Source organism: Bradyrhizobium sp. SUTN9-2 (assembly GCF_003122645.1).
GTDB classification, from domain to species: Bacteria; Pseudomonadota; Alphaproteobacteria; order Rhizobiales; family Xanthobacteraceae; genus Bradyrhizobium; species Bradyrhizobium yuanmingense.
Genome location: NZ_LAXE01000001.1, coordinates 1,704,458 through 1,726,890 on the forward strand (window position 1 = coordinate 1,704,458; position 22,433 = coordinate 1,726,890).

General features: G+C 65.4%; 24 protein-coding genes and 1 pseudogene. 17 read left to right on the forward strand and 8 right to left on the reverse strand.

Features of this window, described 5'->3' with window-relative positions; translation table 11 throughout:
- The 7 genes from XF30_RS08020 to XF30_RS38415 all read left to right on the forward strand — a co-directional run bounded on the left by XF30_RS08020 (nt 1) and on the right by XF30_RS38415 (nt 5,810).
- Nucleotides 1–756: a metal ABC transporter ATP-binding protein gene (locus XF30_RS08020; protein WP_057028224.1), complete on the forward strand. Its 756-nt coding sequence runs from the start codon at nt 1–3 to the stop codon at nt 754–756.
- Nucleotides 757–762: 6 nt separating this feature from the next.
- Nucleotides 763–1,632: a metal ABC transporter permease gene (locus XF30_RS08025; protein WP_109142375.1), complete on the forward strand. Its 870-nt coding sequence runs from the start codon at nt 763–765 to the stop codon at nt 1,630–1,632.
- A gap of 2 nt (nt 1,633–1,634) precedes the next feature.
- Nucleotides 1,635–2,498: a metal ABC transporter substrate-binding protein gene (locus XF30_RS08030; RefSeq protein WP_192893388.1), complete on the forward strand. Its 864-nt coding sequence runs from the start codon at nt 1,635–1,637 to the stop codon at nt 2,496–2,498.
- 56 nt (nt 2,499–2,554) lie between these two features.
- Nucleotides 2,555–3,604, forward strand: a complete 1,050-nt coding sequence (locus XF30_RS08035; RefSeq protein WP_036036600.1) for a CobW family GTP-binding protein — start codon at nt 2,555–2,557, stop codon at nt 3,602–3,604.
- Nucleotides 3,604–4,623: a WD40 repeat domain-containing protein gene (locus tag XF30_RS08040; RefSeq protein WP_192893072.1), complete on the forward strand. Its 1,020-nt coding sequence runs from the start codon at nt 3,604–3,606 to the stop codon at nt 4,621–4,623. The genes XF30_RS08035 and XF30_RS08040 overlap by 1 nt, the downstream gene beginning before the upstream one ends.
- 30 nt (nt 4,624–4,653) lie before the next feature.
- Nucleotides 4,654–5,370 (forward strand): MgtC/SapB family protein, encoded by a 717-nt coding sequence (locus XF30_RS08045; RefSeq protein ID WP_109142378.1) that lies wholly within the window; start codon nt 4,654–4,656, stop codon nt 5,368–5,370.
- 101 nt (nt 5,371–5,471) lie between these two features.
- The gene (locus XF30_RS38415) at nt 5,472–5,810 is read left to right on the forward strand and encodes a hypothetical protein (protein ID WP_192893073.1); all 339 of its coding nucleotides are present in this window, start codon (nt 5,472–5,474) and stop codon (nt 5,808–5,810) included.
- 151 nt (nt 5,811–5,961) lie between these two features.
- Here the strand turns inward: XF30_RS38415 and XF30_RS08050 are convergent, their stop codons facing one another.
- From XF30_RS08050 to XF30_RS08075, 5 genes are all read right to left on the reverse strand, one after another.
- Nucleotides 5,962–7,404, reverse strand: coding sequence for a homospermidine synthase (locus XF30_RS08050; protein WP_109142379.1), 1,443 nt, complete (start codon nt 7,402–7,404; stop codon nt 5,962–5,964).
- A 59-nt stretch (nt 7,405–7,463) separates the two neighbouring features.
- Complete coding sequence (locus XF30_RS08055; RefSeq protein ID WP_036036634.1) at nt 7,464–7,853, reverse strand: RidA family protein; 390 nt, start codon at nt 7,851–7,853, stop codon at nt 7,464–7,466.
- Nucleotides 7,854–8,000: 147 nt separating this feature from the next.
- Nucleotides 8,001–8,588: a GNAT family N-acetyltransferase gene (locus tag XF30_RS08060; protein WP_035997718.1), complete on the reverse strand. Its 588-nt coding sequence runs from the start codon at nt 8,586–8,588 to the stop codon at nt 8,001–8,003.
- A 134-nt stretch (nt 8,589–8,722) separates the two neighbouring features.
- The gene (locus XF30_RS08065) at nt 8,723–9,865 is read right to left on the reverse strand and encodes a type III PLP-dependent enzyme (protein WP_035997723.1); all 1,143 of its coding nucleotides are present in this window, start codon (nt 9,863–9,865) and stop codon (nt 8,723–8,725) included.
- A 673-nt stretch (nt 9,866–10,538) separates the two neighbouring features.
- Nucleotides 10,539–10,793, reverse strand: coding sequence for a hypothetical protein (locus XF30_RS08075; protein ID WP_035997726.1), 255 nt, complete (start codon nt 10,791–10,793; stop codon nt 10,539–10,541).
- A 136-nt stretch (nt 10,794–10,929) separates the two neighbouring features.
- Here XF30_RS08075 and XF30_RS08080 point away from each other — a divergent pair, with 136 nt between their 5' ends.
- From XF30_RS08080 to XF30_RS08100, 4 genes are all read left to right on the forward strand, one after another.
- The gene (locus tag XF30_RS08080; RefSeq protein WP_109142380.1) at nt 10,930–13,011 is read left to right on the forward strand and encodes a M3 family metallopeptidase; all 2,082 of its coding nucleotides are present in this window, start codon (nt 10,930–10,932) and stop codon (nt 13,009–13,011) included.
- Nucleotides 13,011–13,649, forward strand: a complete 639-nt coding sequence (locus XF30_RS08085; protein ID WP_036036611.1) for a DUF1007 family protein — start codon at nt 13,011–13,013, stop codon at nt 13,647–13,649. The genes XF30_RS08080 and XF30_RS08085 overlap by 1 nt, the downstream gene beginning before the upstream one ends.
- Nucleotides 13,646–14,761, forward strand: a complete 1,116-nt coding sequence (locus tag XF30_RS08090) for a nickel/cobalt transporter (protein ID WP_192893074.1) — start codon at nt 13,646–13,648, stop codon at nt 14,759–14,761. Before XF30_RS08085 ends, XF30_RS08090 begins: the two co-directional genes overlap by 4 nt.
- Nucleotides 14,762–14,931: 170 nt before the next feature.
- Complete coding sequence (locus XF30_RS08100; protein ID WP_109142383.1) at nt 14,932–15,369, forward strand: acyl-CoA thioesterase; 438 nt, start codon at nt 14,932–14,934, stop codon at nt 15,367–15,369.
- A gap of 6 nt (nt 15,370–15,375) precedes the next feature.
- On the opposite strand, the gene XF30_RS08105 is transcribed toward XF30_RS08100, so the two are convergent.
- A complete protein-coding gene (locus XF30_RS08105) occupies nt 15,376–15,774 on the reverse strand; it encodes an MAPEG family protein (RefSeq protein WP_035997738.1) in 399 nt (132 codons plus the stop codon).
- Nucleotides 15,775–15,857: 83 nt separating this feature from the next.
- Between XF30_RS08105 and hemH the strand changes: the two genes are divergently transcribed.
- The 4 genes from hemH to XF30_RS08125 all read left to right on the forward strand — a co-directional run bounded on the left by hemH (nt 15,858) and on the right by XF30_RS08125 (nt 19,685).
- On the forward strand, nt 15,858–16,895 hold the full coding sequence (gene hemH, locus XF30_RS08110) for a ferrochelatase (protein ID WP_109142384.1): 1,038 nt from the start codon (nt 15,858–15,860) through the stop codon (nt 16,893–16,895).
- 10 nt (nt 16,896–16,905) lie between these two features.
- Nucleotides 16,906–17,883 carry an ABC transporter substrate-binding protein gene (locus tag XF30_RS08115; protein ID WP_035997744.1) on the forward strand — a complete coding sequence of 326 codons (978 nt, stop codon included), beginning with the start codon at nt 16,906–16,908 and terminating at the stop codon, nt 17,881–17,883.
- 343 nt (nt 17,884–18,226) lie between these two features.
- Nucleotides 18,227–19,216: an SPFH domain-containing protein gene (locus XF30_RS08120; RefSeq protein ID WP_057028214.1), complete on the forward strand. Its 990-nt coding sequence runs from the start codon at nt 18,227–18,229 to the stop codon at nt 19,214–19,216.
- 25 nt (nt 19,217–19,241) lie between these two features.
- Nucleotides 19,242–19,685, forward strand: coding sequence for an NfeD family protein (locus XF30_RS08125; protein ID WP_036021378.1), 444 nt, complete (start codon nt 19,242–19,244; stop codon nt 19,683–19,685).
- A 181-nt stretch (nt 19,686–19,866) separates the two neighbouring features.
- On the opposite strand, the gene XF30_RS08130 is transcribed toward XF30_RS08125, so the two are convergent.
- On the reverse strand, nt 19,867–20,193 hold the full coding sequence (locus tag XF30_RS08130; protein ID WP_109145621.1) for a winged helix-turn-helix transcriptional regulator: 327 nt from the start codon (nt 20,191–20,193) through the stop codon (nt 19,867–19,869).
- 71 nt (nt 20,194–20,264) lie between these two features.
- Between XF30_RS08130 and XF30_RS08135 the strand changes: the two genes are divergently transcribed.
- On the forward strand, nt 20,265–20,822 hold the full coding sequence (locus tag XF30_RS08135) for a carboxymuconolactone decarboxylase family protein (RefSeq protein WP_109142385.1): 558 nt from the start codon (nt 20,265–20,267) through the stop codon (nt 20,820–20,822).
- Nucleotides 20,823–20,979: 157 nt separating this feature from the next.
- Here the strand turns inward: XF30_RS08135 and XF30_RS08140 are convergent, their stop codons facing one another.
- A complete protein-coding gene (locus XF30_RS08140) occupies nt 20,980–21,987 on the reverse strand; it encodes a KpsF/GutQ family sugar-phosphate isomerase (RefSeq protein ID WP_109145622.1) in 1,008 nt (335 codons plus the stop codon).
- A 191-nt stretch (nt 21,988–22,178) separates the two neighbouring features.
- On the opposite strand from XF30_RS08140, the pseudogene XF30_RS08145 reads away from it, so the two are divergent.
- Nucleotides 22,179–22,433, forward strand: a pseudogene (locus tag XF30_RS08145) (outer membrane beta-barrel protein); the annotation flags it as partial.

Here is a 22,433-nt window from a genome sequence, read left to right on the forward strand (position 1 = left end):
ATGGCAGCGTTGCACTTTCACAACGTCACGCTCGGCTATGATCGGCACCCCGCCGTGCATCATCTCAGCGGCGAGGTCGCGCCGGGCGCGCTGGTTGCGGTGATCGGCCCGAACGGCGCCGGCAAGTCGACGCTGTTGCGCGGCATCGTCGGCATCCTCAAGCCGCTCGACGGCACGATCCATCTCGGCGGGCTCGATGCCCGCGACATCGCTTATCTGCCGCAAAGTGCGGAGATCGACCGCAGCTTCCCGATTTCGGTGTTCGATTTCGTCGGCACCGGGCTGTGGCGTGGCACAGGCCTGTTCGGCGGCATCGGCAAGGCCGCGCGCGACAAGATTCTCCGGGCAATCGGAGCAGTTGGCCTCAGCGGTTTTGAGAACCGCCCGATCGGCACGCTCTCCGGCGGTCAGATGCAGCGCGTGCTGTTCGCCCGTGTGCTGCTCCAGGATGCCAGCCTGATCGTGCTCGACGAGCCCTTCAACGCCATCGATGCCAAGACCATCACTGATCTGCTCGCGCTGGTGAAGCGCTGGCATGGTGAGGGTCGCACCGTGCTCGCCGCACTGCACGACATGGAGATGGTGCGCAATCATTTCACCGAAACGCTGGTGCTGGCGCGCGGCCCGGTCGCGTGGGGCCCGACGGCGGAGGTGCTGACGCCGGAAAATCTGCTGGTCGCGATGCGGATGTGCGAGGCCTTCGACGACAGCGCCGCGGCCTGCGCGGCCGATGATATCAGCTCGCGGGCGGCCTGATATCCGATGCTCTATGACGCGCTGATCGGTCCGTTCACCGAATTCGAGTTCATGCGGCGCGCGCTCGCCGCGGTGATCGCGTTGGCGCTGGCGGGGGCGCCGATCGGCGTGTTCCTGATGCTGCGGCGGATGAGCCTCGTCGGCGACGCCATGGCGCACGCGATCCTGCCCGGCGCAGCCATTGGTTTCCTGCTCTCCGGCCTCAATCTGTTCGCGATGACGGCCGGCGGCCTGGTCGCAGGCTTTGCCGTCGCGATCCTCGCTGGCGTGGTCGCACGCTCGACCGGGCTGAAGGAAGATGCCTCGCTCGCCACCTTCTATCTCGCTTCGCTTGCGCTCGGCGTCACCATCGTCTCGATCAAGGGCACCAACATCGATCTCCTGCACGTGCTGTTCGGCAACATCCTCGCAATGGACGATCAGACCCTGCTGGTGGTCGCCTTCAACGCCACGGTGACGCTGCTGGTGCTCGCGGTGATCTACCGCCCGCTGGTGATCGAGAGCGTCGATCCCCTGTTCCTGCGCACCGTGAGCCGCGCCGGCGGCCCCGCCCATCTCGCCTTCCTCGCGCTGGTCGTCATCAACCTCGTCAACGGCTTTCAGGCGCTGGGCACGCTACTGGCGGTGGGGCTGATGATCCTGCCTGCGGGCATCGCAAGGTTCTGGTCGCGCGATCTCACCGCGATGATCTGCATCGCCGTCATTGCTGCTGCGGTGTCCGGCTATGCCGGCCTCGTGCTCTCATTTCAGACCCGCGTGCCTTCGGGCCCGGCGATCATCCTGGTGGCGACGGTGCTCTACATCGTCTCCATCCTGTTCGGCCGCGTCGGCGGCATCGTCCGGCAGCTGTTTCCCGGCCGGCATCTGGAAGCATGACGATGCGGCTCATCCTGGTCTTTGCACTGTTGCTGATCGCCTCGCCGCTGCGGGCCGCGGAGCGGCTCAACGTCGTCGCGAGCTTCTCGATCCTCGGCGATTTCGTCCGCAATGTCGGTGGTGACCGCGTCAACCTGACGACGCTGGTCGGGCCCGACAGCGACGTCCACGTCTATACGCCGGCCCCTGCCGATGCCAAGCGGGTCGCGGCGGCGAAGCTCGTCATCGTCAACGGGCTCGGGCTGGAGGGCTGGCTGCCGCGCCTCGTGCAATCCGCGGGCAGCAAGGCCAAGGTGATCACCGCAAGCGCCGGCATCGCGCCGTTGAAATTGGGTTCGGCCGCTGATCCCCACGCTTGGCAATCCATCCCGAACGCCAAGATCTACGTCACCGACATTGCGAGCGCGCTCGCCACGGCCGCTCCTGACGATGCAGAGTTCTTCCGCGCCCAGGCCAAGGCCTATCTGGAAAAGCTCGAAACACTGGACCGCGAGGTCCGCGACGCTGTCGCAAAAATCCCACCGGAGCGGCGCAAGGTGATCTCCACCCATGACGCCTTCGGCTATTTCTCCCGCGAATACGGTATCCGGTTCATCGCCCCCCGGGGCGTCTCCACGGAGACCGAGCCGAGCGCGCGAGATATCGCCGCCATCATCGGCCAGATCAAGGTCCAGAAAATCCCGGCCGTGTTCCTTGAAAATATCAGCGACGATCGCCTGATCCGGCGGATCGCCGCCGAGACCGGTGCCAGGGTCGGTGGCACCCTGGTTTCGGACGGTTTGACCGGCGAAAAGGGGCCTGCACCCACTTACATTGACATGGTCAGGCACAATATAAAGGCCCTGACCAGCGCGCTTGACCATTAGGGCAGGGGCCACCCCGCCTCGCGTCGCGCGAAAAAGCCTTGAAGTCCGGAGTTGTTATGTCTGACGCGACCTCCCAGAAGATTCCCGTGACCGTGCTGACCGGCTATCTCGGCGCCGGCAAGACCACGCTGCTCAACCGCATCCTGTCGGAGAACCACGGCAAGAAATACGCCGTCATCGTCAACGAATTCGGCGAGATCGGCATCGACAACGACCTCATCATCGGCGCCGATGAGGAAGTGTTCGAGATGAACAACGGCTGCATCTGCTGCACCGTACGAGGCGACCTCGTCCGCATCATGGACGGCCTGATGAAGCGCAAGGGCAAGTTCGACGCCATCATCGTCGAGACCACCGGTCTTGCCGATCCCGCCCCCGTCGCGCAGACTTTCTTCGTCGATGAGGACGTGCAGAAGAACGCCCGGCTCGATGCGGTCGTGACGGTCGCCGACGCCAAATGGCTGTCCGACCGTTTGAAGGATGCACCAGAGGCCAAGAACCAGATCGCCTTTGCCGACGTCATCGTTCTGAACAAGACCGACCTCGTCAACAAGGGCGAGCTCGCCGAGGTCGAGGCCCGCATTCGCGGCATCAATCCCTATGCGAAGCTGCATCGCACCGAGCGCTGCGCGGTGGCGCTGGCCGACGTGCTCGACCGCGGCGCATTCGACCTCGACCGCATCCTCGACATCGAGCCTGACTTCCTGGAGGCCGACGATCATGACCACGATCATGATCATCACCACCATCACGGCCACGATCACCATCACCATGATCACGGCCACGGCCTGAAGCACTATCACGACGAGGAGATGCAATCGCTCTCGCTCAAGACCGACAAGCCGCTAGATCCCAACGTGTTCATGCCCTGGCTGCAGAACCTGGTGCAGGTCGAGGGCGGCAAGATCCTGCGCTCCAAGGGCATCCTCGCCTTCCACGACGACGACGATCGCTACGTCTTCCAGGGCGTCCACATGATGCTGGAGGGCAACCACCAGCGGAAGTGGAAGGAGGGCGAGCCGCGCGAGAGCCGCCTCGTCTTCATCGGCCGCGAATTGCCCGAAGAGGCGATCCGCAAGGGTTTCGAGAGCTGCATCGTCTCGTGATGAAAGAGTTTACGCCAGCGCCCGAGTCCGCTTCGATCGTTTCCGTCACCGACCGCGTCCAGCCGATTGCGCTCGGCATGGCCGTGACCTCGGTGCATTTCCTGAAGGATCGCGCCGCCTTCGTCGGCGGCGAGGAGAACGTCGCATTCGTCGATGCCAATTGCGAGATCACCACGGTTGCCGTGCATAGCGGCGGCATTCTCTCGACCGCCTCCGACGGCAAGCGCCTCGTCATGGGCGGCGACGACGGCAAGGTCGTCTCGATCGATGCCAAGGGCGAGGTGACGCTGCTCGCCACCGATCCCAAGCGGCGCTGGATCGACGCGGTGGCGCTGCACGCCGACGGCGCGTTCGCCTGGTCGGCCGGCAAGACCGCGACCGTCAAGAGCGGCAAGGCTGAGGAGAAGTCGATCGACGTGCCCTCGACGGTCGGCGGCCTTGCCTTCGCGCCGAAGGGCCTGCGGCTCGCAATCGCGCATTACAACGGCGTGACGCTGTGGTTTCCGAACATGGCGGGATCGGCCGAATTCCTGCCTTGGGCCGGCTCGCATCACGCGGTCACCTTCAGCTCCGACAACAAATTCCTGGTCACCGCCATGCACGAGCCGGCGCTGCACGGCTGGCGGCTCGCCGACAACAGGCACATGCGCATGACCGGCTATCCCGGCCGCGTCCGCTCGATGTCGTGGAGCGCCGGCGGCAAGGGGCTGGCGACTTCGGGCGCCGACACCGTGATCATCTGGCCGTTCGGCAGCAAGGACGGTCCGATGGGCAAGGAGCCCGCGATGCTCGCGCCGCTGCAGGCGCGCGTCTCCGCGGTCGCCTGTCATCCCAAGAACGACATCCTCGCCGCCGGTTACAGCGATGGCACCGTGCTGATGGTCCGTCTGGAGGATGGCGCGGAGATCCTGGTCCGCCGCAATGGCACGCCGCCGGTGGCCGCGATCGCCTGGAACGCCAAAGGCACGCTGCTGGCCTTTGCCGACGAAAATGGGGACGGCGGTCTGCTCGAGCTTTAATCTGTCATGGTTCCCGCCGTATAGGGAACCATGCGATTTCTGACGACCTTCCAGCTTGCCGACTTTCGCGACACCCTGGTCAGCCTGATCACGGCCTTCGTGCTGGGCACGCTGATCGGCGCCGAACGGCAATACCGTCAGCGCACCGCGGGGCGGCGCACCAACGTGCTGGTCGCGGTGGGCGCTGCCGCCTTCGTCGATCTCGCCATGCAGCTGGATGGCGCCGACGGCGCGGTCCGGGTGATCGCCTATGTCGTCTCCGGCATCGGCTTCCTGGGAGCCGGCGTCATCATGAAGCAGGGCATGGATGTGCGCGGGCTCAACACCGCGGCGACGCTGTGGGCCTCGGCCGCGGTCGGCTCCTGTGCCGGCGCCGACATGATCGCACAGGCGGCCGCGCTGACCGTGTTCGTCATCGCCGGCAACACCATGCTGCGCCCGCTAGTCAACGCCATCAACCGCATCCCGCTGAACGAGAAGGCGCTGGAGGCGACCTACTATTTCAAGCTCGCAGTTGCGGCCGACGCCTTGCCCGACATGCGTGACCGCCTCGTCGACAAGCTCGAAGCGGCGAAATATGCCGTGGCCGATATCGAAGTCGCCGAGATCAGCGAGGGCATTCTGGAGATCGCCGCCAAGCTGGTTGCGACCGCGGTCGACCCGAACGAGCTGAACGCGGTCGCGACCGATCTGCAGCATCTGCCAGGCGTCCGGCATGCAACATGGGAAGTCAGCACGACGGAGTAGCGCGGCGTTTTGGCGCGTGCGGGTGGGTTCCGCGCGTTTTCAGGTTCCGGAACCGGCGCGCCCCAGTTTCGTTGATTCCGCGAACAAAGGCGGTGATCGACATGCCCGGCCGAGATGACAAACGTAGACTGAAGCTCAACCTGACAATCGCCGGTGCGCTGTTCGCAGCAGGCGTTGCGGTGTCGGTGATGTCCCTGGCGCAAATCCGCGCCGAAAGCCGCATGCAGCTGGCGCAGGCGACGCCCCCGCTCCAGGGCACCCCGTCCGACGAACAGAGCAAGGTGCCCGCGGAGGCGAAGCCCGGCGGTGATCGCCCGACCACGCCGGCCCCCGAGCCGGCACGGCCGGATCCGCAGACTCAGGGCGCGGCTGGTGCGGCCAAACCGGCGCTGCCGCCGGCCCCGGCCGAGAAGATCGCGCCGCCGATGGAGAAGAAGTAGTTTTTCCGGTCATTCCGGGGCGCGCGAAGCGCGAACTACGGTGCGCAATTGCGCACCGGAGAATCCATTTACCTGCAGAGTCTGCCGCCCGATGGATTCCGGGCTCGCGCCAAGTGGCGCGCCCCGGAATGAGGGGCGGAGAGAGCCCGCCTCACCGCACCAGAATATTCCGGAACTGCCAGGGATCGCTGGTGTCGATGTCCTCCGGGAACAGTCCCGGACGATCCGTCAGCGGCGTCCAGTCGGTATAAAAGCCCTTCACCGGGCCGAGATAGGGCAGCTGAATTTCGAGCAGGCGCTCGAAATCCATCTCGTCGGCCTCGACGATGCCTTCGTTCGGGTTCTCCAGCGCCCAGACCATGCCGCCGAGCACGGCGGAGGTCACCTGCAGGCCGGTGGCGTTCTGGTAGGGCGCGAGCTCGCGGGTCTCTTCGATGGAGAGCTGCGAGCCGAACCAATAGGCGTTCTTGTCGTGGCCGAACAGCAGCACGCCAAGCTCGTCGATGCCGTCGACGATCTCGTTCTCGTCGAGGATGTGGTGCTTCTCCTGCATCTTCCCGGCGCGGCCGAACATTTCATGCAGCGACAGCACGGCATCGTCGGCCGGATGGTAGGCATAGTGGCAGGTCGGCCGGTAGATCGCCTTGCCCGACGCATCGCGCACGGTGAAGTAATCGGCGATCGAGATCGACTCGTTGTGGGTGACGAGGAAGCCATACTGGGCGCCGCGGGTCGGGCACCAGGTGCGCACGCGCGTGTTGGCGCCGGGCTGCATCAGATAGATGGCAGCGCCGCAGCCGGCTTCATGGGTGTGCGCATTCTCGGGCATCCATTTCTCGTGGGTGCCCCAGCCGAGCTCGGATGGCTGCATGCCTTCCGACAGGAAGCCTTCCACCGACCAGGTGTTGACGAAGACGTCCGGCTCCTTCGGCTTCTTCGAGCGCTGGGTGTCGCGCTCGGCGATGTGGATGCCCTTGATGCCGGCCTGCCGCATCAAATCCGCCCATTCGCCCTTGGTCTTCGGCCTGGGTGCATTGAGCTTCAGATCGGTGGCGACATTGAGCAGCGCCTGCTTGACGAAGAAGGAGACCATGCCGGGATTGGCGCCGCAGCAGGACACGGCCGTGGTCGAGCCGGCGGGACGGGCCTTCTTGGCGGCCAGCGTCGTTTCGCGTAGCGCGTAGTTGGAGCGCGCTTCCGGACCCTTCGAGGAATCGAAATAGAACCCGAGCCAGGGCTCGTTGACGGTGTCGATGTAGAGTGCGCCGAGCTCGTTGCAGAGCTCCATGATGTCGGTCGAGCCGGTATCGACCGACAGATTGACGCAGAACCCCTGGCCGCCGCCCTCGGTGAGCAGTGGGGTCAGCACCTCGCGGTAATTGTCCTTGGTCAGCCCCTTCTGGATGAAGCGGACATTGTGCTTCTCGCAAAGCGCCTTGCGGCCCTCGTCCTTGGGATCGAGCACGGTGATGCGCGACTTGTCGTAGTCCAGATGCCGCTCGATCAGGGGCAGCGTGCCTTTGCCGATGGAGCCGAAGCCGACCATGACGATGGGGCCGGTGATCTTCGCGTAGATCTGCGAGGGAGGGCTCATGGGATGGATTCTCCGGAACGTGCTGGCAGTGAGGGATGGATCAGGCGCTGCAGCGCTTGTCAGATGCTGCGGCGCTTGGCGGTGACTTCAATCTCGACCTTCATCTCGGGCCTCGCCAGGGCAGAGACGACCAGCAAGGTCGCCGCCGGCCTGATGTCGCCGAGGACCTCGCCGCAGACGGCGAAGTGGGCATCGATATAGCTGGCGTCGGTCACGTAATAGGTCGCACGGACGATATCGGCCATCTCGAATCCGCCCTCCTTCAGGGCGGCGGCGATGGTCTTGAAGCAGTTGCGTGACTGGCTCGTGACATCTGATGGCATCGTCATCGTGGTGTAGTCATAGCCGGTGGTTCCCGCGACGAAGGCGAACTCGCCGTCGATCACGGCACGGCTGTAGCCGACGGACTTCTCGAGCGGGGAGCCGGTGGAGATCAGGCGACGGGACATGGTCATGGGCCTCGACTGAAGGGGGTGTTTCGCGGGGTTAAAGGGCGTTTCCGGCGCCTGCGCAACCCCAAAGGAACGGGCCTCGCGCAGGCGCGGCAGGGCGTTGCCGCTCAATGCGGCTGCGGTCGTCGCTACACGAGCGATCCCTCAGGCCGCGTGCGCCTCAGGCGCGCGAACCGACCTCCGTTTGGGCAGGGCCGCGCCGGTCGGGACGATCATCCCGGCGGCGCCATCAAGCGCGCCATCAGTGAACTCGATCGCCAGCAGGCGGTTGCGCTCGAACGGGCCGGGCAGCGACAGCTCGGCGGTCTTCTCGGCTGTGAAGCCGAAGCGGGCGTAATAGGGGGCATCGCCGAGCAGGATCACGGCGCCATGCCCGCGCGCCCGGGCGGCAGCCAGCGCTTGTTGCATCAGCGCGGCGCCGATCCCGAGCTCGCGGCAGGCAGGGTCGACCGCCAGCGGTCCGAGGACCAGAGCGGGCCTGCCTCCGGCGCTGACATGCCACAGCCGCACGGTTCCCACGAGCTTGCCCTCGCGCATCGCCGACAGGGCAAGGCCTGCAGCGGGCGCGCGTCCGTCGCGCAGGCGCTGGCAGGTGCGGCCATGGCGGTTCTCGCCAAAGCAGGCATCGAGCAGCGCTTCACGCGTCGCGACGTCTCCAGCACGTTCCGCACGGATCACGAACGGAGCGGCTTTCGAGGTGAGGGCAACTTGCGGCTTCCGAGGAGCAGTCATGGCACGTCAGTCCCCGCTTGAACCGGCGTGCGCACAGCACGCCTGTCCAAGACGTCGTCAGAAATCGAGATGCTGGATGAGGAGCCGGCGGACCGGCTCCCGGGTTCGTCAGGCCTCTGGAAAAGAGAGGCGGATCAGATGTGGTACGTCCGCAGCGGCGGAATGCCGTTGAACGCCACCGACGAGTAGGTCGACGTATAAGCCCCGGTGCCTTCGATCAGCACCTTGTCGCCGATCTCGAGCGTCACCGGAAGCGGATACGGGGTCTTCTCGTACAGCACATCGGCGCTGTCGCAGGTCGGACCTGCGAGCACGCACGGGGTCATGTCCGCGCCGTCGTGACGGGTGCGGATGGCGTAGCGGATCGACTCGTCCATGGTCTCGGCGAGACCGCCGAACTTGCCGATGTCCAGGTACACCCAGCGCACCTCGTCCTCATCGCTCTTCTTCGAGATGAGCACGACCTCGGATTCGATGATGCCGGCGTTGCCCACCATGCCGCGGCCCGGCTCGATGATGGTCTCCGGGATCTGGTTGCCGAAGTGCTTGCGCAGCGCGCGGAAGATCGAGCGGCCGTAGGTGACGACCGGCGGCACGTCCTTCAGGTACTTGGTCGGGAAGCCGCCGCCCATGTTGACCATGGACAGGTTGATGCCGCGTTCGGCGCAGTCGCGGAACACCTGCGAGGCCATCGCCAGTGCACGGTCCCACGCCTTCACCTTGCGCTGTTGCGAGCCGACATGGAAGGAGATGCCGCACGGCTCCAGGCCCAGGCGCTTGGCGAGGTCGAGCACCTCGACCGCCATCTCCGGGTCGCAGCCGAACTTGCGCGACAGCGGCCACTCGGCGCCGGCGCAGTCATAGAGGATGCGGCAGAACACCTTCGCACCGGGAGCGGCGCGGGCGATCTTCTCGACCTCGGCGGCGCAATCGACCGCGAACAGGCGAATGCCGAGCGCGAAGGCGCGAGCGATGTCGCGCTCCTTCTTGATCGTGTTGCCGAAGGAGATGCGGTCGGGCGTCGCACCCGCAGCCAGCGCCATCTCGATCTCGGCGACCGTGGCGGTGTCGAAGCAGGAGCCCATGGACGCCAGCAAGGCCAGCACTTCCGGCGCCGGGTTCGCCTTGACGGCATAGAACACGCGGCTGTCGGGCAGCGCCTTGGCGAAGCTCTGGTAATTGTCGCGCACGACCTCGAGGTCGACGACGAGGCACGGCTCGGTGTCGAGGCCTTCGTTGCGGCGGTTGCGCAGGAATTCCTGGATACGTTCGGTCATGGCACTCTCCAACGGTCCCAGCGACGGGAGCCGTATCAACGTGACGTCTGATGAGAGTGCTTCGGCCGCATCGCGCGATGGAGGCGCGCTGGGGCCAAAAAACTCAAACCAGACTGTGCTGCCGTGGATTGGTTGGGAGAGTTTCCCGCCCGCTCACCTGGCAATGAAGGACAAGCCTTTTCAGTAGCCCGCGCCGGCGTTGGACTGCCGGTAGAGACCAAAAAAGCCCGATCCGTCGTTGCTTTAAGTCGCGTCCCCCGTTGAGAGCGGGGTGCGCCGGTTCGCCTCCGGCTGCCAGTCACGGTTGCAAAGAGCGAAGTCACCTTCGACATGGCATCTCTTTGAGAGAGATGCTGGGCGCTCCGGGTTTGCTTCGGTCGCTCGACGTTTCAGTCTCGACTTCCGCACTTCCGAAGAGCCCCTCGGCTTCTTCACCCCTTGGCGGCTGTCCGGCCTCTTGTCCGGATACCTACCGACTGACACACGACCACAGGCACGTGCGAAATTGGGCAAGTCCGCACATAAGCGTTTTGACTCTGGTTCGCAAGAATTTTTTTAGGCTGCGGACAGGATTGCCTAACATCTGCTTGCGCACTGTTGCGCGAGCGACGCGGAAGATGAACGCGCGTTAAGTTTTCGCCGCGCAGCGCGTGCTGCCCACGCGCGAGACGCGTCAGCCGCGCTTGGTGAAGGGCTCGATGCGCTGCGCGCCGCGGATGAAGGCGGTCATCACGAGCACGCCGAGTGCGAACAGCACGGCCTGCAGGATATGGGCGCCCTGGTCGCCGAGCCCGAACAGGATCGCAAGCGCCCAGCCGCCGGCAAACGCCGCGCCGAACACCTCGGCGCCGATCAGGATGGCGGCGCTGATGACGGTGATGACGCTGGACCAGACGATCTGGCGGGACGATGAGGAAGGCGCGTTCATGGCTTCAGGGGATCCTGGCTTCGAGGGCCGCAATCTCCCCGAAAAGGCGGCCGGGGGCAAGGGCAAACGGCCCAAAAAAGCCCCACGCGTGCTATAGCTGGCCGCAACAATCGAGCCACGAAATCCGGGACTTGCGATGTCAGAAACCCGCCAAACTACGGACGCCGAGACCAATCCGCTGCTGAAGGCCTGGGTGACGCCGTTCGCGACCCCGCCCTTCGACGAGATCAAGCCGGAGCATTTCCTGCCGGCCTTCGAGCAGGCCTTCGCCGACCACGCCGCCGAAATCGCGGCGATCACCAACGATCCCGCGGCGCCCGACTTCGCCAACACCATCACGGCGCTGGAGCGCTCGGGCAAGCTCCTGAGCAAGGTCGCGGCGGTCTTCTACGACCTCGTCTCGGCGCATTCCAACCCGGCCATCCTGGAGATCGACAAGGAGGTCTCCTTGCGGATGGCGCGGCACTGGAATCCGATCATGATGAACGCCGTGCTGTTCGGCCGCATCGCCCATCTGCACGAGAACCGCGCGGGTCTCGGTCTCACGCCCGAGCAGCTCCGTCTGCTGGAGCGCACCTACACCCGCTTCCACCGCTCCGGCGCCGGCCTCTCCGAGGAGGCCAAGACGCGGATGGCCGAGATCAACGAGCGGCTGGCCCAGCTCGGCACCAGCTTCAGCCACCATCTGCTCGGCGACGAGCAGGACTGGTTCCTGGAGCTTGGGGAGTCCGACCGCCAGGGCCTGCCCGAGAGCTTCGTCGCCAGCGCCAAGGCTGCGGCGGAAGAGCGCGGCATGGCAGGCAAGGCCATCGTCACGCTGTCGCGCTCCTCGGTCGAAACGTTCCTGAAGAGCTCCGCCCGGCGTGACCTCCGCGAGAAGGTCTACAAGGCCTTCATCGCGCGCGGCGACAACGGCAACGCCAATGACAACAATGCGACCATTGTCGAGATCCTGAAGCTGCGCGAGGAGAGCGCCGGGCTCCTGGGCTATCCGACCTACGCCGCCTACCGGCTCGAGGACTCCATGGCCAAGACGCCGGACGCGGTGCGCGGCCTGTTGGAGCGGGTCTGGAAGCCGGCCCGCGCCCGCGCGCTTGCCGACCGCGACGAGATGCAGGCGCTGATCACGGAGGAGGGCGGCAATTTCAAGCTCGCCCCTTGGGACTGGCGCTTCTACGCCGAGAAGCTGCGTCTGCAGCGCGCCAATTTCGACGATTCCGCGATCAAGCCGTATCTCGGTCTCGACAACATGATCGCCGCCGCCTTCGACTGCGCCACGCGCCTGTTCGGCGTCACCTTCGAGGAGCGCAAGGACGTTCCGGTCTGGCACCCGGACGTCCGGGTCTGGGAGATGAAGGACAGGGGCGGCAAGCACAAGGCGCTGTTCTATGGCGACTACTTCGCCCGGCCGTCCAAGCGCTCCGGCGCCTGGATGACCTCGCTGCGCGACCAGCAGAAGCTCGACGGCGACGTCGCGCCGCTGGTTCTCAACATCTGCAATTTCGCCAAGGGCGCCGGCGGCGAGCCGTCGCTGCTGTCGCCCGACGATGCCCGCACCCTGTTCCACGAGTTCGGCCACGGCCTGCACGGCATGCTCTCCAACGTGACCTATCCCTCGCTGTCGGGCACCTCCGTGTTCACCGACTTCGTCGAGCTGCCGTCGCAGCTCTACGAGCACTGGCAGGAGCGGCCCGAGGTGCTGCAGAAGTTCGCCCGCCACTACCAGACCGGCGAGCCGCTGCCGGACGACCTGCTGCAACGCTTCCTCGCCGCGCGAAAATTCAACCAGGGCTTTGCCACGGTCGAGTTCGTCTCCTCGGCGCTGGTCGACCTGGAATTCCACACCCAGCCGGCCGCCGCCGCGCAGGATGTCCGCGCCTTCGAGCGACGCGAGCTGGAGAAGATCGGCATGCCCGAGGAGATCGCGCTGCGTCACCGGCCGACGCAATTCGGCCACATCTTCACCGGCGACCATTACGCCGCCGGCTATTACAGCTACATGTGGTCGGAGGTGATGGACGCCGACGCCTTCGGCGCGTTCGAGGAAGCCGGCGACATCTTCGATCCCGCCGTGGCCAAGCGCCTGCACGACGACATCTATTCGTCGGGCGGATCGGTCGATCCGGAAGCCGCCTACGAGGCGTTCCGCGGCCGCCCGCCGGAGCCGGATGCGCTGCTCCGCCGCCGCGGCCTGCTCGAAGACGCCAGGGCGGCCTGATGAACATGCGCGCCCTGTTCGGATGCCTGCTCGCCGCCGCGATGTCGCTCGTATCAGGTGCGGCGAGCGCGCATCCCCATGTCTGGATCACCGCGACCAGCGAATTGCTCTATGCTGCCGACGGCAGCGTCACCGGCGTGCGCCACGCCTGGACCTTCGACGACATGTTCTCGGCCTATGCGGTGCAGGGGCTCGAGAGCAAGACCAAGGGCGCATACACAAGCGAGGAGCTGAAGCCCCTGGCGCAGACCAACGTCGAGTCCTTGAAGGAATACGCCTACTTCACCTTCGCCAAGGCCGACGGGAAGAAGGAGCGGTTCCAGGAGCCGGTCGACTATTTCCTCGACTACAAGGACACGGTGCTGACCCTGCACTTCACCTTGCCGCTGAAGAATCCGGTCAAGCCCAGGCAGCTGGTGCTCGAAGTGTTCGACCGCTCCTTCTTCATCGACTTCCAGATGGCCAAGGACAGTCCGGTTAAGCTGGTCGGTGCGCCCGCGGGGTGCCAGATGAAGCTGGAGCGGCCGAACGACGGCACCGCGAGCGCGCAGAAGCTGAACGAGCAGACCTTCCTGAACGGTGAGAACTCGAATTTCGGCATGATGTTCGCCAACAAGATCACGGTGGATTGCCCTTGAAGCCGCAACTCTCTCCGCTTGCGCGCGGGCTGCTCGCCACTGCCGCTGTGCTGCTGGTCGTGGCTGTGACTGATGCCGCGCTTCATGATCTGCTCGCGCAAAACCCGTTCGGCGCGCCGCGGCCGGCGCAGGCGGCCGAGCCTGAAGCGAGCGGCCTCATCGGTTGGCTGCTCGCCAAACAGTCGGAATTCTATCGCGAGATGTCGGCAACCATCCGCGCCGCGAAGTCCGATGGCTCGGCAGTGTGGACGCTGCTGTTCATCTCGTTCGCCTATGGCATCTTCCACGCCGCCGGTCCCGGCCACGGCAAGGCGGTGATCGCCTCCTATGTGGTCGCCAACCGCGAGACTGCGCGGCGCGGCATCGCGCTGTCCTTTGCCTCGGCCCTGATGCAGTCGCTGGTCGCGATCCTCATCGTCGGCATCTCGGCCTGGCTGCTGAATGCGACGGCCAAGACGATGTGCAAGGCGGAAGGCGCGATCGAGATTGCGAGCTACGCCCTGATCGCGCTGTTCGGCCTGCGCCTGGTCTGGGTCAAGGGTCGCACCTTCATCCGCGCATTTCAGGCCATCCAGCCGGTGCCGGCGATGGCGGGCGTGCCGCACGACCATGATCACCACCATCATGATGCGCATGATCATCATCACCACGATCACGGCCATGATCAACACCATGGCCACGGCCACGCTCACCATCACCACGGGCACGACCACGTCCACGACGAGCATTGCGGCCATTCCCACGGACCCACGCCAAGCGAACTCGCCGGCCCCGGCGGCTGGCGGCGCGGCTTCGCTGCGATCCTGACCGTCGGCATCCGCCCCTGCTCGGGCGCAATCCTGGTCCTGGTGTTCGCGCTGGCGCAGGGCCTGTTCTGGGCAGGGATCGCCGCGACATTCCTGATGGGGTTGGGCACCGCGATCACGGTGGCGGCCATTGCTGTCGTCGCCGTCTCCGCCAAGGACATTGCCGCACGCCTCAGCGCCGGACGCGACGGCGGTGGCGCGCTGTTTATGCGCGGCATCGAGTTCGGCGCCGCGAGTCTGGTCCTGCTGTTCGGCGTCGGCCTCCTGTTCGGCTACATTGCCGCCGAACGGACCACGTGCTTTTAAGGGCGCATCTGCGCTTCGCGGCGCTAATCGGGCAAGACGGTCGAGCGCCTTGCTCCGTCATTGCGAGCGCAGCGAAGCAATCCAGAATCTTTCCGCGGAGGGATTCTGGATTGCTTCGTCGCAAGGGCTCCTCGCAATGACGAGCCTGAAATATCTCGGTCGGGGGGTCCATGTCGCGCGAAAACTTCTGGTTCTTCCACCCGTTCCGGGTGCGCTATTCCGAGATCGACGGCCAGGGCGTCGTCTTCAACGCGCATTATTTGACCTATTTCGACACTACCATCACCGAATATTTCCGCGCGCTCGGCTTCGACCAATATGCGGATGCAAAGGCGAGCGGCATCGATTTCCACGTCGTCAAATCGCTGATCGAGTACAAGGCGCCTGTTAGGTTCGACTGGGAGCTCGACGTTGGCGCGCGCGTGGCGCGGATCGGCAATTCAAGTCTCGTGTTCGAGCTCGCGATTTTCGTGAAGGGTGGCACGGATGCGCTGGTGACCGGCGAGATCGTCTGGGTCTACACCGACCAGAAGACCCATCGTCCGGTCACGATCCCGGCATCAATGCGGGCACTGATCGCAACGCGAGAACGCCATCTTTCGGCGTGAAGCCGCTCACACCGGCAGAAACCGCTTCAATGCCGGCATGAAGAAAATGCCGAGATTGATCGCAAAGCCGATGCTCCAGAGGATCGAGCGCAGCGTCGGGCGGTTGCCGAGATACGTCAGCACATAGGCAATCCGCACGATCAGGAACAGCGCCGCGAGCTCGTCGATCAGCCGCTGCGGCGCTTCCCTGTATTCGGCGAGCAGCACCGCGAACGCAAAGAACGGAAACGTCTCGATGCCGTTCTGGTGCGCGCCGAGCGCGCGCTGCGACAGGGCGTCCTCATAGAAGGCGGGGTCGCGCGGCCGGGAATTGTCGAAGCGGCGAAACCTGATCCATTTGACCGTGACGATCGTCGACAGATAGAGCAGCAGCGCCCCGAAGACGCACCATTCCGCGAGTGTCATCCTGCCTCCCCCCGCTTGGGTGCGACCCTAGCGAACCCCGGCTCATCTTGACAAGTTCGGACCAACGCGCGACCCAACCAGTCATGAACAGCGTCCTCCCCCTCGAGACCGCGAAACCGGCCACCCGATCCGCCCTACCGCGCGTCGGCGTGCTCCTGATCAATCTCGGAACGCCCGATACGGCCGATGCTCCGGGCGTGCGGGTCTACCTCAAGGAGTTCCTCAGCGACGCCCGCGTCATCGAGGACCAGGGCCTGATCTGGAAACTGGTGCTGAACGGGATCATTCTGCGCAGCCGTCCGCGCACCAAGGCGCTCGACTACCAGAAGATCTGGAACAATGAGCGGAACGAGTCGCCGCTGAAAACCATCACGCGCTCGCAAAGCGACAAGCTCGCGGCCGCATTGTCGGACCGCGACAACGTCGTCGTGGATTGGGCGATGCGCTACGGCAATCCGTCGATCAAGTCGGGCATCGACGCGCTGATCGCGAAGGGCTGCGAGCGTATCCTGGCCGTGCCGCTCTATCCGCAATATTCGGCCTCGACCTCGGCGACCGTCTGCGACGAAGTCTTCCGAGTGCTCGCGCAGCTGCGGAACCAGCCGACTCTGCGGGTGACGCCGCCCTACTATGACGACGAAGCCTATATCGAGGCGCTCGCCGCCTCGATCGAGGGCCATCTGGCGACGCTGTCCTTCAAGCCGGAGCTGATCGTGGCATCCTTCCACGGCATGCCGAAAGCCTATGTCGACAAGGGCGATCCCTATCAGCAGCACTGCATCGCGACGACCGAGGCGCTGCGCCGCCGGCTCGGCATGGACGAGACCAAGCTGCTGCTGACCTTCCAGTCGCGCTTCGGCAACGACGAGTGGCTGCAGCCCTATACCGACAAGACCATGGAGCGGCTTGCCAAAGAGGGCGTGCGCCGCATCGCGGTGGTGACGCCGGGCTTTTCCGCCGACTGCCTGGAGACGCTAGAGGAGATCGCGCAGGAGAACGCGGAGATCTTCAAGCACAATGGCGGCGAGCAGTTTTCCGCGATCCCCTGCCTCAACGACAGCGGACCGGGCATGGACGTGATCCGCACCCTGGTGCTGCGCGAGCTGCAGGGCTGGATCTGATGGGCGTCCCATGAACCGCCGCCGGTGCCTGGCGCTTCTGGGGATGCTCGCGGCGCTGCCGGCCCCGGCCCTGGCGCAGCAGCCGAACGCGACACGGCGGCTCGGCGTGCTCTCGGTCACGGCTGCTGATGATGCGATCGGCCAGACGCGCAGCATGGCCCTGGTCGAAGCGCTCGCCGGCCAAGGCTGGAAGGAGCGCGACAATCTCAAGATCGATTGGCGCAACGGCGGCGGCGAGCGCGCCCGCATCGCGCAGCTCGCCGACGAGCTGATCGCGCTCAAGCCCGACATCCTGCTTGCGGTCGGCACACCCTCGGTCGAAGAGCTGCGCCGGCGCACCACGACGATCCCGATCGTGTTCGCCGTCGTCACCGATCCCGTCGGCCAGGGCTTCGTCGAAAACCTCGCGCATCCCGGCGGCAACCTCACCGGCTTTACCGATTACGACGGTCCGCTCGCCGGCAAATGGCTGGAGATGCTGACGCAGGTCACGCCGAAGGTGTCCCGCGCTGCGGTCGTCTTCAATCCCGCCACCGCGCCGTTCGCGCCACTGATGTTGCGCGCCATCGAGGACGCCGCACGGACGCTGCGCCTGACGGTCGAGCCCGCGCCCGTCCATGACGCCGTCTCGATCGGGGCGCTGGCTTCCAGGCAAGACGGCGCCATCCTGGTCCTGCCGGACTTCTTCACCATGGCCAACCGCGCGCAACTGCTCTCGGCGATCGCACAGGCGCGTGTACCCGCGGTATTCTGGAGCCGGACGTTCGTCGATGAGGGTGGGCTGATGTCCTACAGCACCGACAGCGTCGAGCAGCTTCGCCGCGCCGCGGACTATATCGATCGGATCCTGAAGGGCGCACGGCCGGCCGACCTGCCGGTGCAGAATCCCACCAAGTTCGAGCTGGTGATCAACCTGAAGGCGGCGAGAGCGCTCGGCATCACGCTTTCCCCGGGCCTGCTTGCAATTGCGAATGACGTGATCGAATGAACCCGTCCGTGACGGACGCCTCGCCCGAATTCGTTAATTTCCGCCGCTAGAGCATGATCCGGAAAAGCGTGAAGCGGTTTCCGAAAAGATCATGCTCAAACAATGACCTAAAGCGCGATGACGATTCATCCTGATCGCATCGCGGTTCAGGCCTGCGCCCGCGCGCTTTCAAGAGCCTGTCGTAAATACAAATCGCGAACCGTTCTCTTGCTGTGCGTCTTGTGTGGAATTGCTCCGATACCGACGTGAATTGCGACCGCTGAACCGGTAGGATCGTGATCCCGACCAATGACAGCGCCGGAAAGGGCTTTTTCCTGACTTCTTGTCCCGGCTTGGAGGAGATATGAGCGGCTTCGACATTTTCGCGATTGTTCTGGTGTTGCTCGTCATCGTCACGCTGGTCGCCGGCGTGAAGACGGTGCCGCAGGGCTATGACTGGACCATCGAGCGGTTCGGCAAATACACCCAGACGCTGAGCCCCGGGCTCAATTTGATCGTGCCCTATTTCGATCGCGTCGGGCGCAAGATCAACATGATGGAGCAGGTGATCGACATTCCCGAGCAGGAGGTGATCACCAAGGACAACGCCACCGTGACGGTGGACGGCGTCGCCTTCTATCAGGTGTTCGATGCCGCCAAGGCGAGCTACGAGGTCGCCAACCTGAACCAGGGGATCACGGTGCTCACCATGACCAACATCCGCTCGGTGATGGGCTCGATGGACCTCGACCAGGTGCTGTCGCACCGCGACGAAATCAACGAGCGCCTGCTCCGTGTGGTCGACGCCGCGGTCTCGCCCTGGGGCGTCAAGGTCAACCGCATCGAGATCAAGGACATCGTGCCGCCTGCCGACCTGGTCGAAGCCATGGGGCGGCAGATGAAGGCCGAGCGGGTCAAGCGCGCCGACATTCTCGCGGCCGAAGGCCAACGCCAGTCCGAGATCCTGCGCGCCGAGGGCGCCAAGCAGGGCCAGATCCTCCAGGCGGAAGGCCGCCGCGAGGCCGCCTTCCGCGATGCCGAGGCGCGCGAGCGGTCGGCGGAAGCCGAGGCCAAGGCCACGCAAATGGTCAGCGAGGCCATCGCCAAGGGCGATGTCGCTGCGCTAAACTATTTTATCGCCGACAAGTATATCAAGGCATTCGGGCAACTGGCCGACTCGCCGAACCAGAAGGTCATCATGCTTCCGGTCGAAGCGATGAGCATGCTGGGCTCGCTCGCCGGCATCGGCGAAATTGCGAAGGCCACGTTCGGGGAGAGCGCGGTGGCGGCGGCCCGCCGCGGCGGCTCGGTACCGTCGTCGGGCCCGACACCGCCGTTCGTGCCGCAGCAGTAACGGGACTATTCACAGAGGTCTTGTCATGACCGACATGTTCGTATCGCTCGGCAACTGGAACTGGCTGATCCTCGGCTTCATCCTGATGGCCCTGGAGGTGCTGGCGCCCGGCATCTTCCTGTTCTGGCTTGGGCTCGCTGCGCTGTTGGTCGGCCTGATCTCGTTCGCGGCTGCAATCTCCTGGCAGATCCAGCTCGTGATGTTCGCGATCTTTGCCGCCGCTGCCGTGCCGGTCTGGCGCCGCCTGGCCAAGCCGAAGCCGGACGCCAGCGCCAGTCCGTTCCTCAACAAGCGTACCGAAGCCCTGCTCGGCCGTGAGTTCACGCTGGAGAAGCCGATCATCGACGGCACCGGCACCGTGCGCATCGGCGACACGGTATGGCGCGTGGCTGGGCCCGATACGCCGGCCGGCACGCGGGTGAAGGTGGTACAGGTTGACGGCGCGAACCTGACGGTCGCCGCGGCGTGAGGACTTTTCCCCTCTCCCCTTGCGGGAGAGGGTGGCTCGCCGCAAAGCGGCGAGACGGGTGAGGGGTGTCTCTCCGCGATAGCTAAGCTGAGTTCGTGGAGAGAGACCCCTCATCCGGCGCTTCGCGCCACCTTCTCCCACAAGGGGAGAAGGAACACCAGCGCGTGGCAACGAGTGATGCTCACTTTCTCCATCGCTCCGCAAACCTGTGCAGTGGCATGAAGGTCTCGCACAATTCCCGGCCCAGCGGTGTCAGTCCGTAACCTCCGCCGTCGCCCAGCTCCACGAAGCCCGCCTCGCGCAGCTCGGTCAGCCGGGCCTGCAGCACCGTGGGCGAGGCCTCGTCGCAGGCGCTGCGCAGGGCGCGCGAGGTGAGGGGCTCTCCGCGCAACTCCCACAAGATCCGCAAGGCCCAGCGCCGGCCGAGCAGGTCGAGCAAAGCCATGATCGGCCGTCCGGTGCGCGAGCCGCGGACGCGGCGTTCTGCTGTTGTCGCCCGTTTCGCCATGGTCACCTCTTGCGTCATGCTACGGATAATGTAGCGTAGTGCTACGGTAAATGTAGCAACGGAAATCGCTCATGTCCCAGGCCTCACCGCGCATCGCCCCGCTCTCGCCGCCTTATCCCCTGGACATCCAGGCGCAGTTCGACCGCATCATGCGCGGTGCGCCGCCGCTGGTGCTGTTCCGGGTGATGGCGGGCCATGACCGCGCCTGGGACAAGTTTCGCGCGGGCGGGCTGCTTGATCCGGGGCCGCTCTCGCTGCGCCAGCGTGAGATCGTCATCGACCGCACCTGTGCGCTGAACGGATGCGAATACGAATGGGGCGTGCATGTCGCGATCTTCGCCGGGCCGGCGAAGCTCACCGCGGAGGAGGTGCGTGCGACGGTGCTGGGTGATACGAATTCGGCCCTTTGGTCGCCGGCCGAGCAGGCGCTGATCGCAGCCGTCGACGCGCTGCATCATCGCGCGACACTCGCGGACGAGGAGTTCGCCGCGCTGTCGACGCATTACGACGAGGCGCAGATCCTGGAGATCATGCTGCTGTGCGGCTTCTATCGCACGGTGTCGTATCTGGCGAACGGGCTGCGCTTGCCGCTGGAGGAGAACGCGGCGCGGTTTCCGGCGCCGCTCTAGCGGCCGTCATTGCGAGGAGCGTCTCATCCTTACCGTCATTCCGGGGCGCGCGAAGCGCGAGCCCGGAATCCATCGGGCAGCGACCTCGGGGTGAATGGATTCCGGGTTCGCGCCAAGTGGCGCGCCCCGGAATGACGGGTGAAGCGGGCTGCGCGCCCTACGCCACGCCCGCGCGCAGCAGATCGTGCAGATGCACGATCCCGACCACCTTGCCCGCTTCCGTCACCAGCAGCGAGGTGATCTTGCGGGTGTTCAGCACCTCGATCATCTCGGTCGCGAGCATCGAAGGCGGCACGGTCTTGGGCTGCTTCGTCATGATCTCGTCGACGGTCACCGTCAGCAGATCGGGCCGCATGTGGCGGCGCAGATCGCCGTCGGTGATGATGCCGACGGCCTCGCCCGCATCGTTGACGATGCAGACGCAGCCGAGCCCCTTCGCCGACATCTCGACCACGGCTTCCGACATCTCGGTGCCGAGCGGCTTGAGCGGAATCTCAGCGCCCGTGCGCATGTAGTCGCGGACGAATTTCAGCATCGCGCCCAGCTTGCCGCCGGGGTGGAAATGCGCGAACTCCAGCGCGGTGAAGCCGCGTCCCTCCAGCAGCGCGATCGCGAGCGCGTCGCCGATCGCGGCCTGCATCAGCGTCGAGGTGGTCGGCGCCAGATTGTGCGGGCAGGCCTCGCGCGCCTTGGGCAGCTCGATCACGAGGTCGGCGGCCTGGCCGAGCGAGGACGACGCGCTCGAGGTCACCGCGATCATGGGGATCGCAAAGCGCGCCGAATAGTTCACGAGGTTCTTCATCTCCGGCTGCTCGCCGGACCAGGACAGCGCCATGATGACGTCGTCGGGAGTGATCATGCCGAGGTCGCCATGACCGGCTTCGGCGGCGTGCACGAAGAAGGAAGGCGTGCCGGTCGAGGCCAGCGTCGCGGCGATCTTGCGGCCGATATGGCCTGACTTGCCGAGCCCGGTGACGATGACGCGGCCCTTGGCATTGCGGATCAGCTCGACCGCCTTGGCGAACGGCTCGCCCAGCGGGCCGCGCAGCGCGCTAGCGAGCGCATTGATGCCGCCGCTCTCCGTCTCCAGCGTGCGGAGCGCGGATTCGACGCTATCGGGAATGGAGCCGGATGATTGGGTCATCAGCGGTTTCGAGCTCGGCATGGTCGGGTCCAGGGAGGAGGGGCGTTCGCCCATTGGCGCCTGCTTAGCACGCCCCGATCAGCGAGGCGACGCGCGGCCGGATGCCCTCAACCGGTCATTAACCATAATTGTTTTAACTCCATTAACGATGGTTCTCGCCAGTCGGCGGGGATGATCGAGAAAGTGTTTGATTTCGTTGGGGTAATTCCATCGTGGGGTCGTCTCCAGGCAGGGGCCGGAGCAAGGTCGCGCATTTCCTGCGCGCCTCTTTGCCGTGCCTCGCGCTGACCACCCTCGCAAGCGGCCCGGCGGCGGCCCAGGGGCTCACGCCCGACCTGTTCAATCCCAACCGCGGCGCCTTCGCCTCGCCTGAGACGCTGCCGACCCGCCGCACCGCCGGCGTACCCCAGGCGCCCTCCGATGCCTTGCCGAAACTGCCTGATCCCAACGCCGACCCGCGCCAGCGC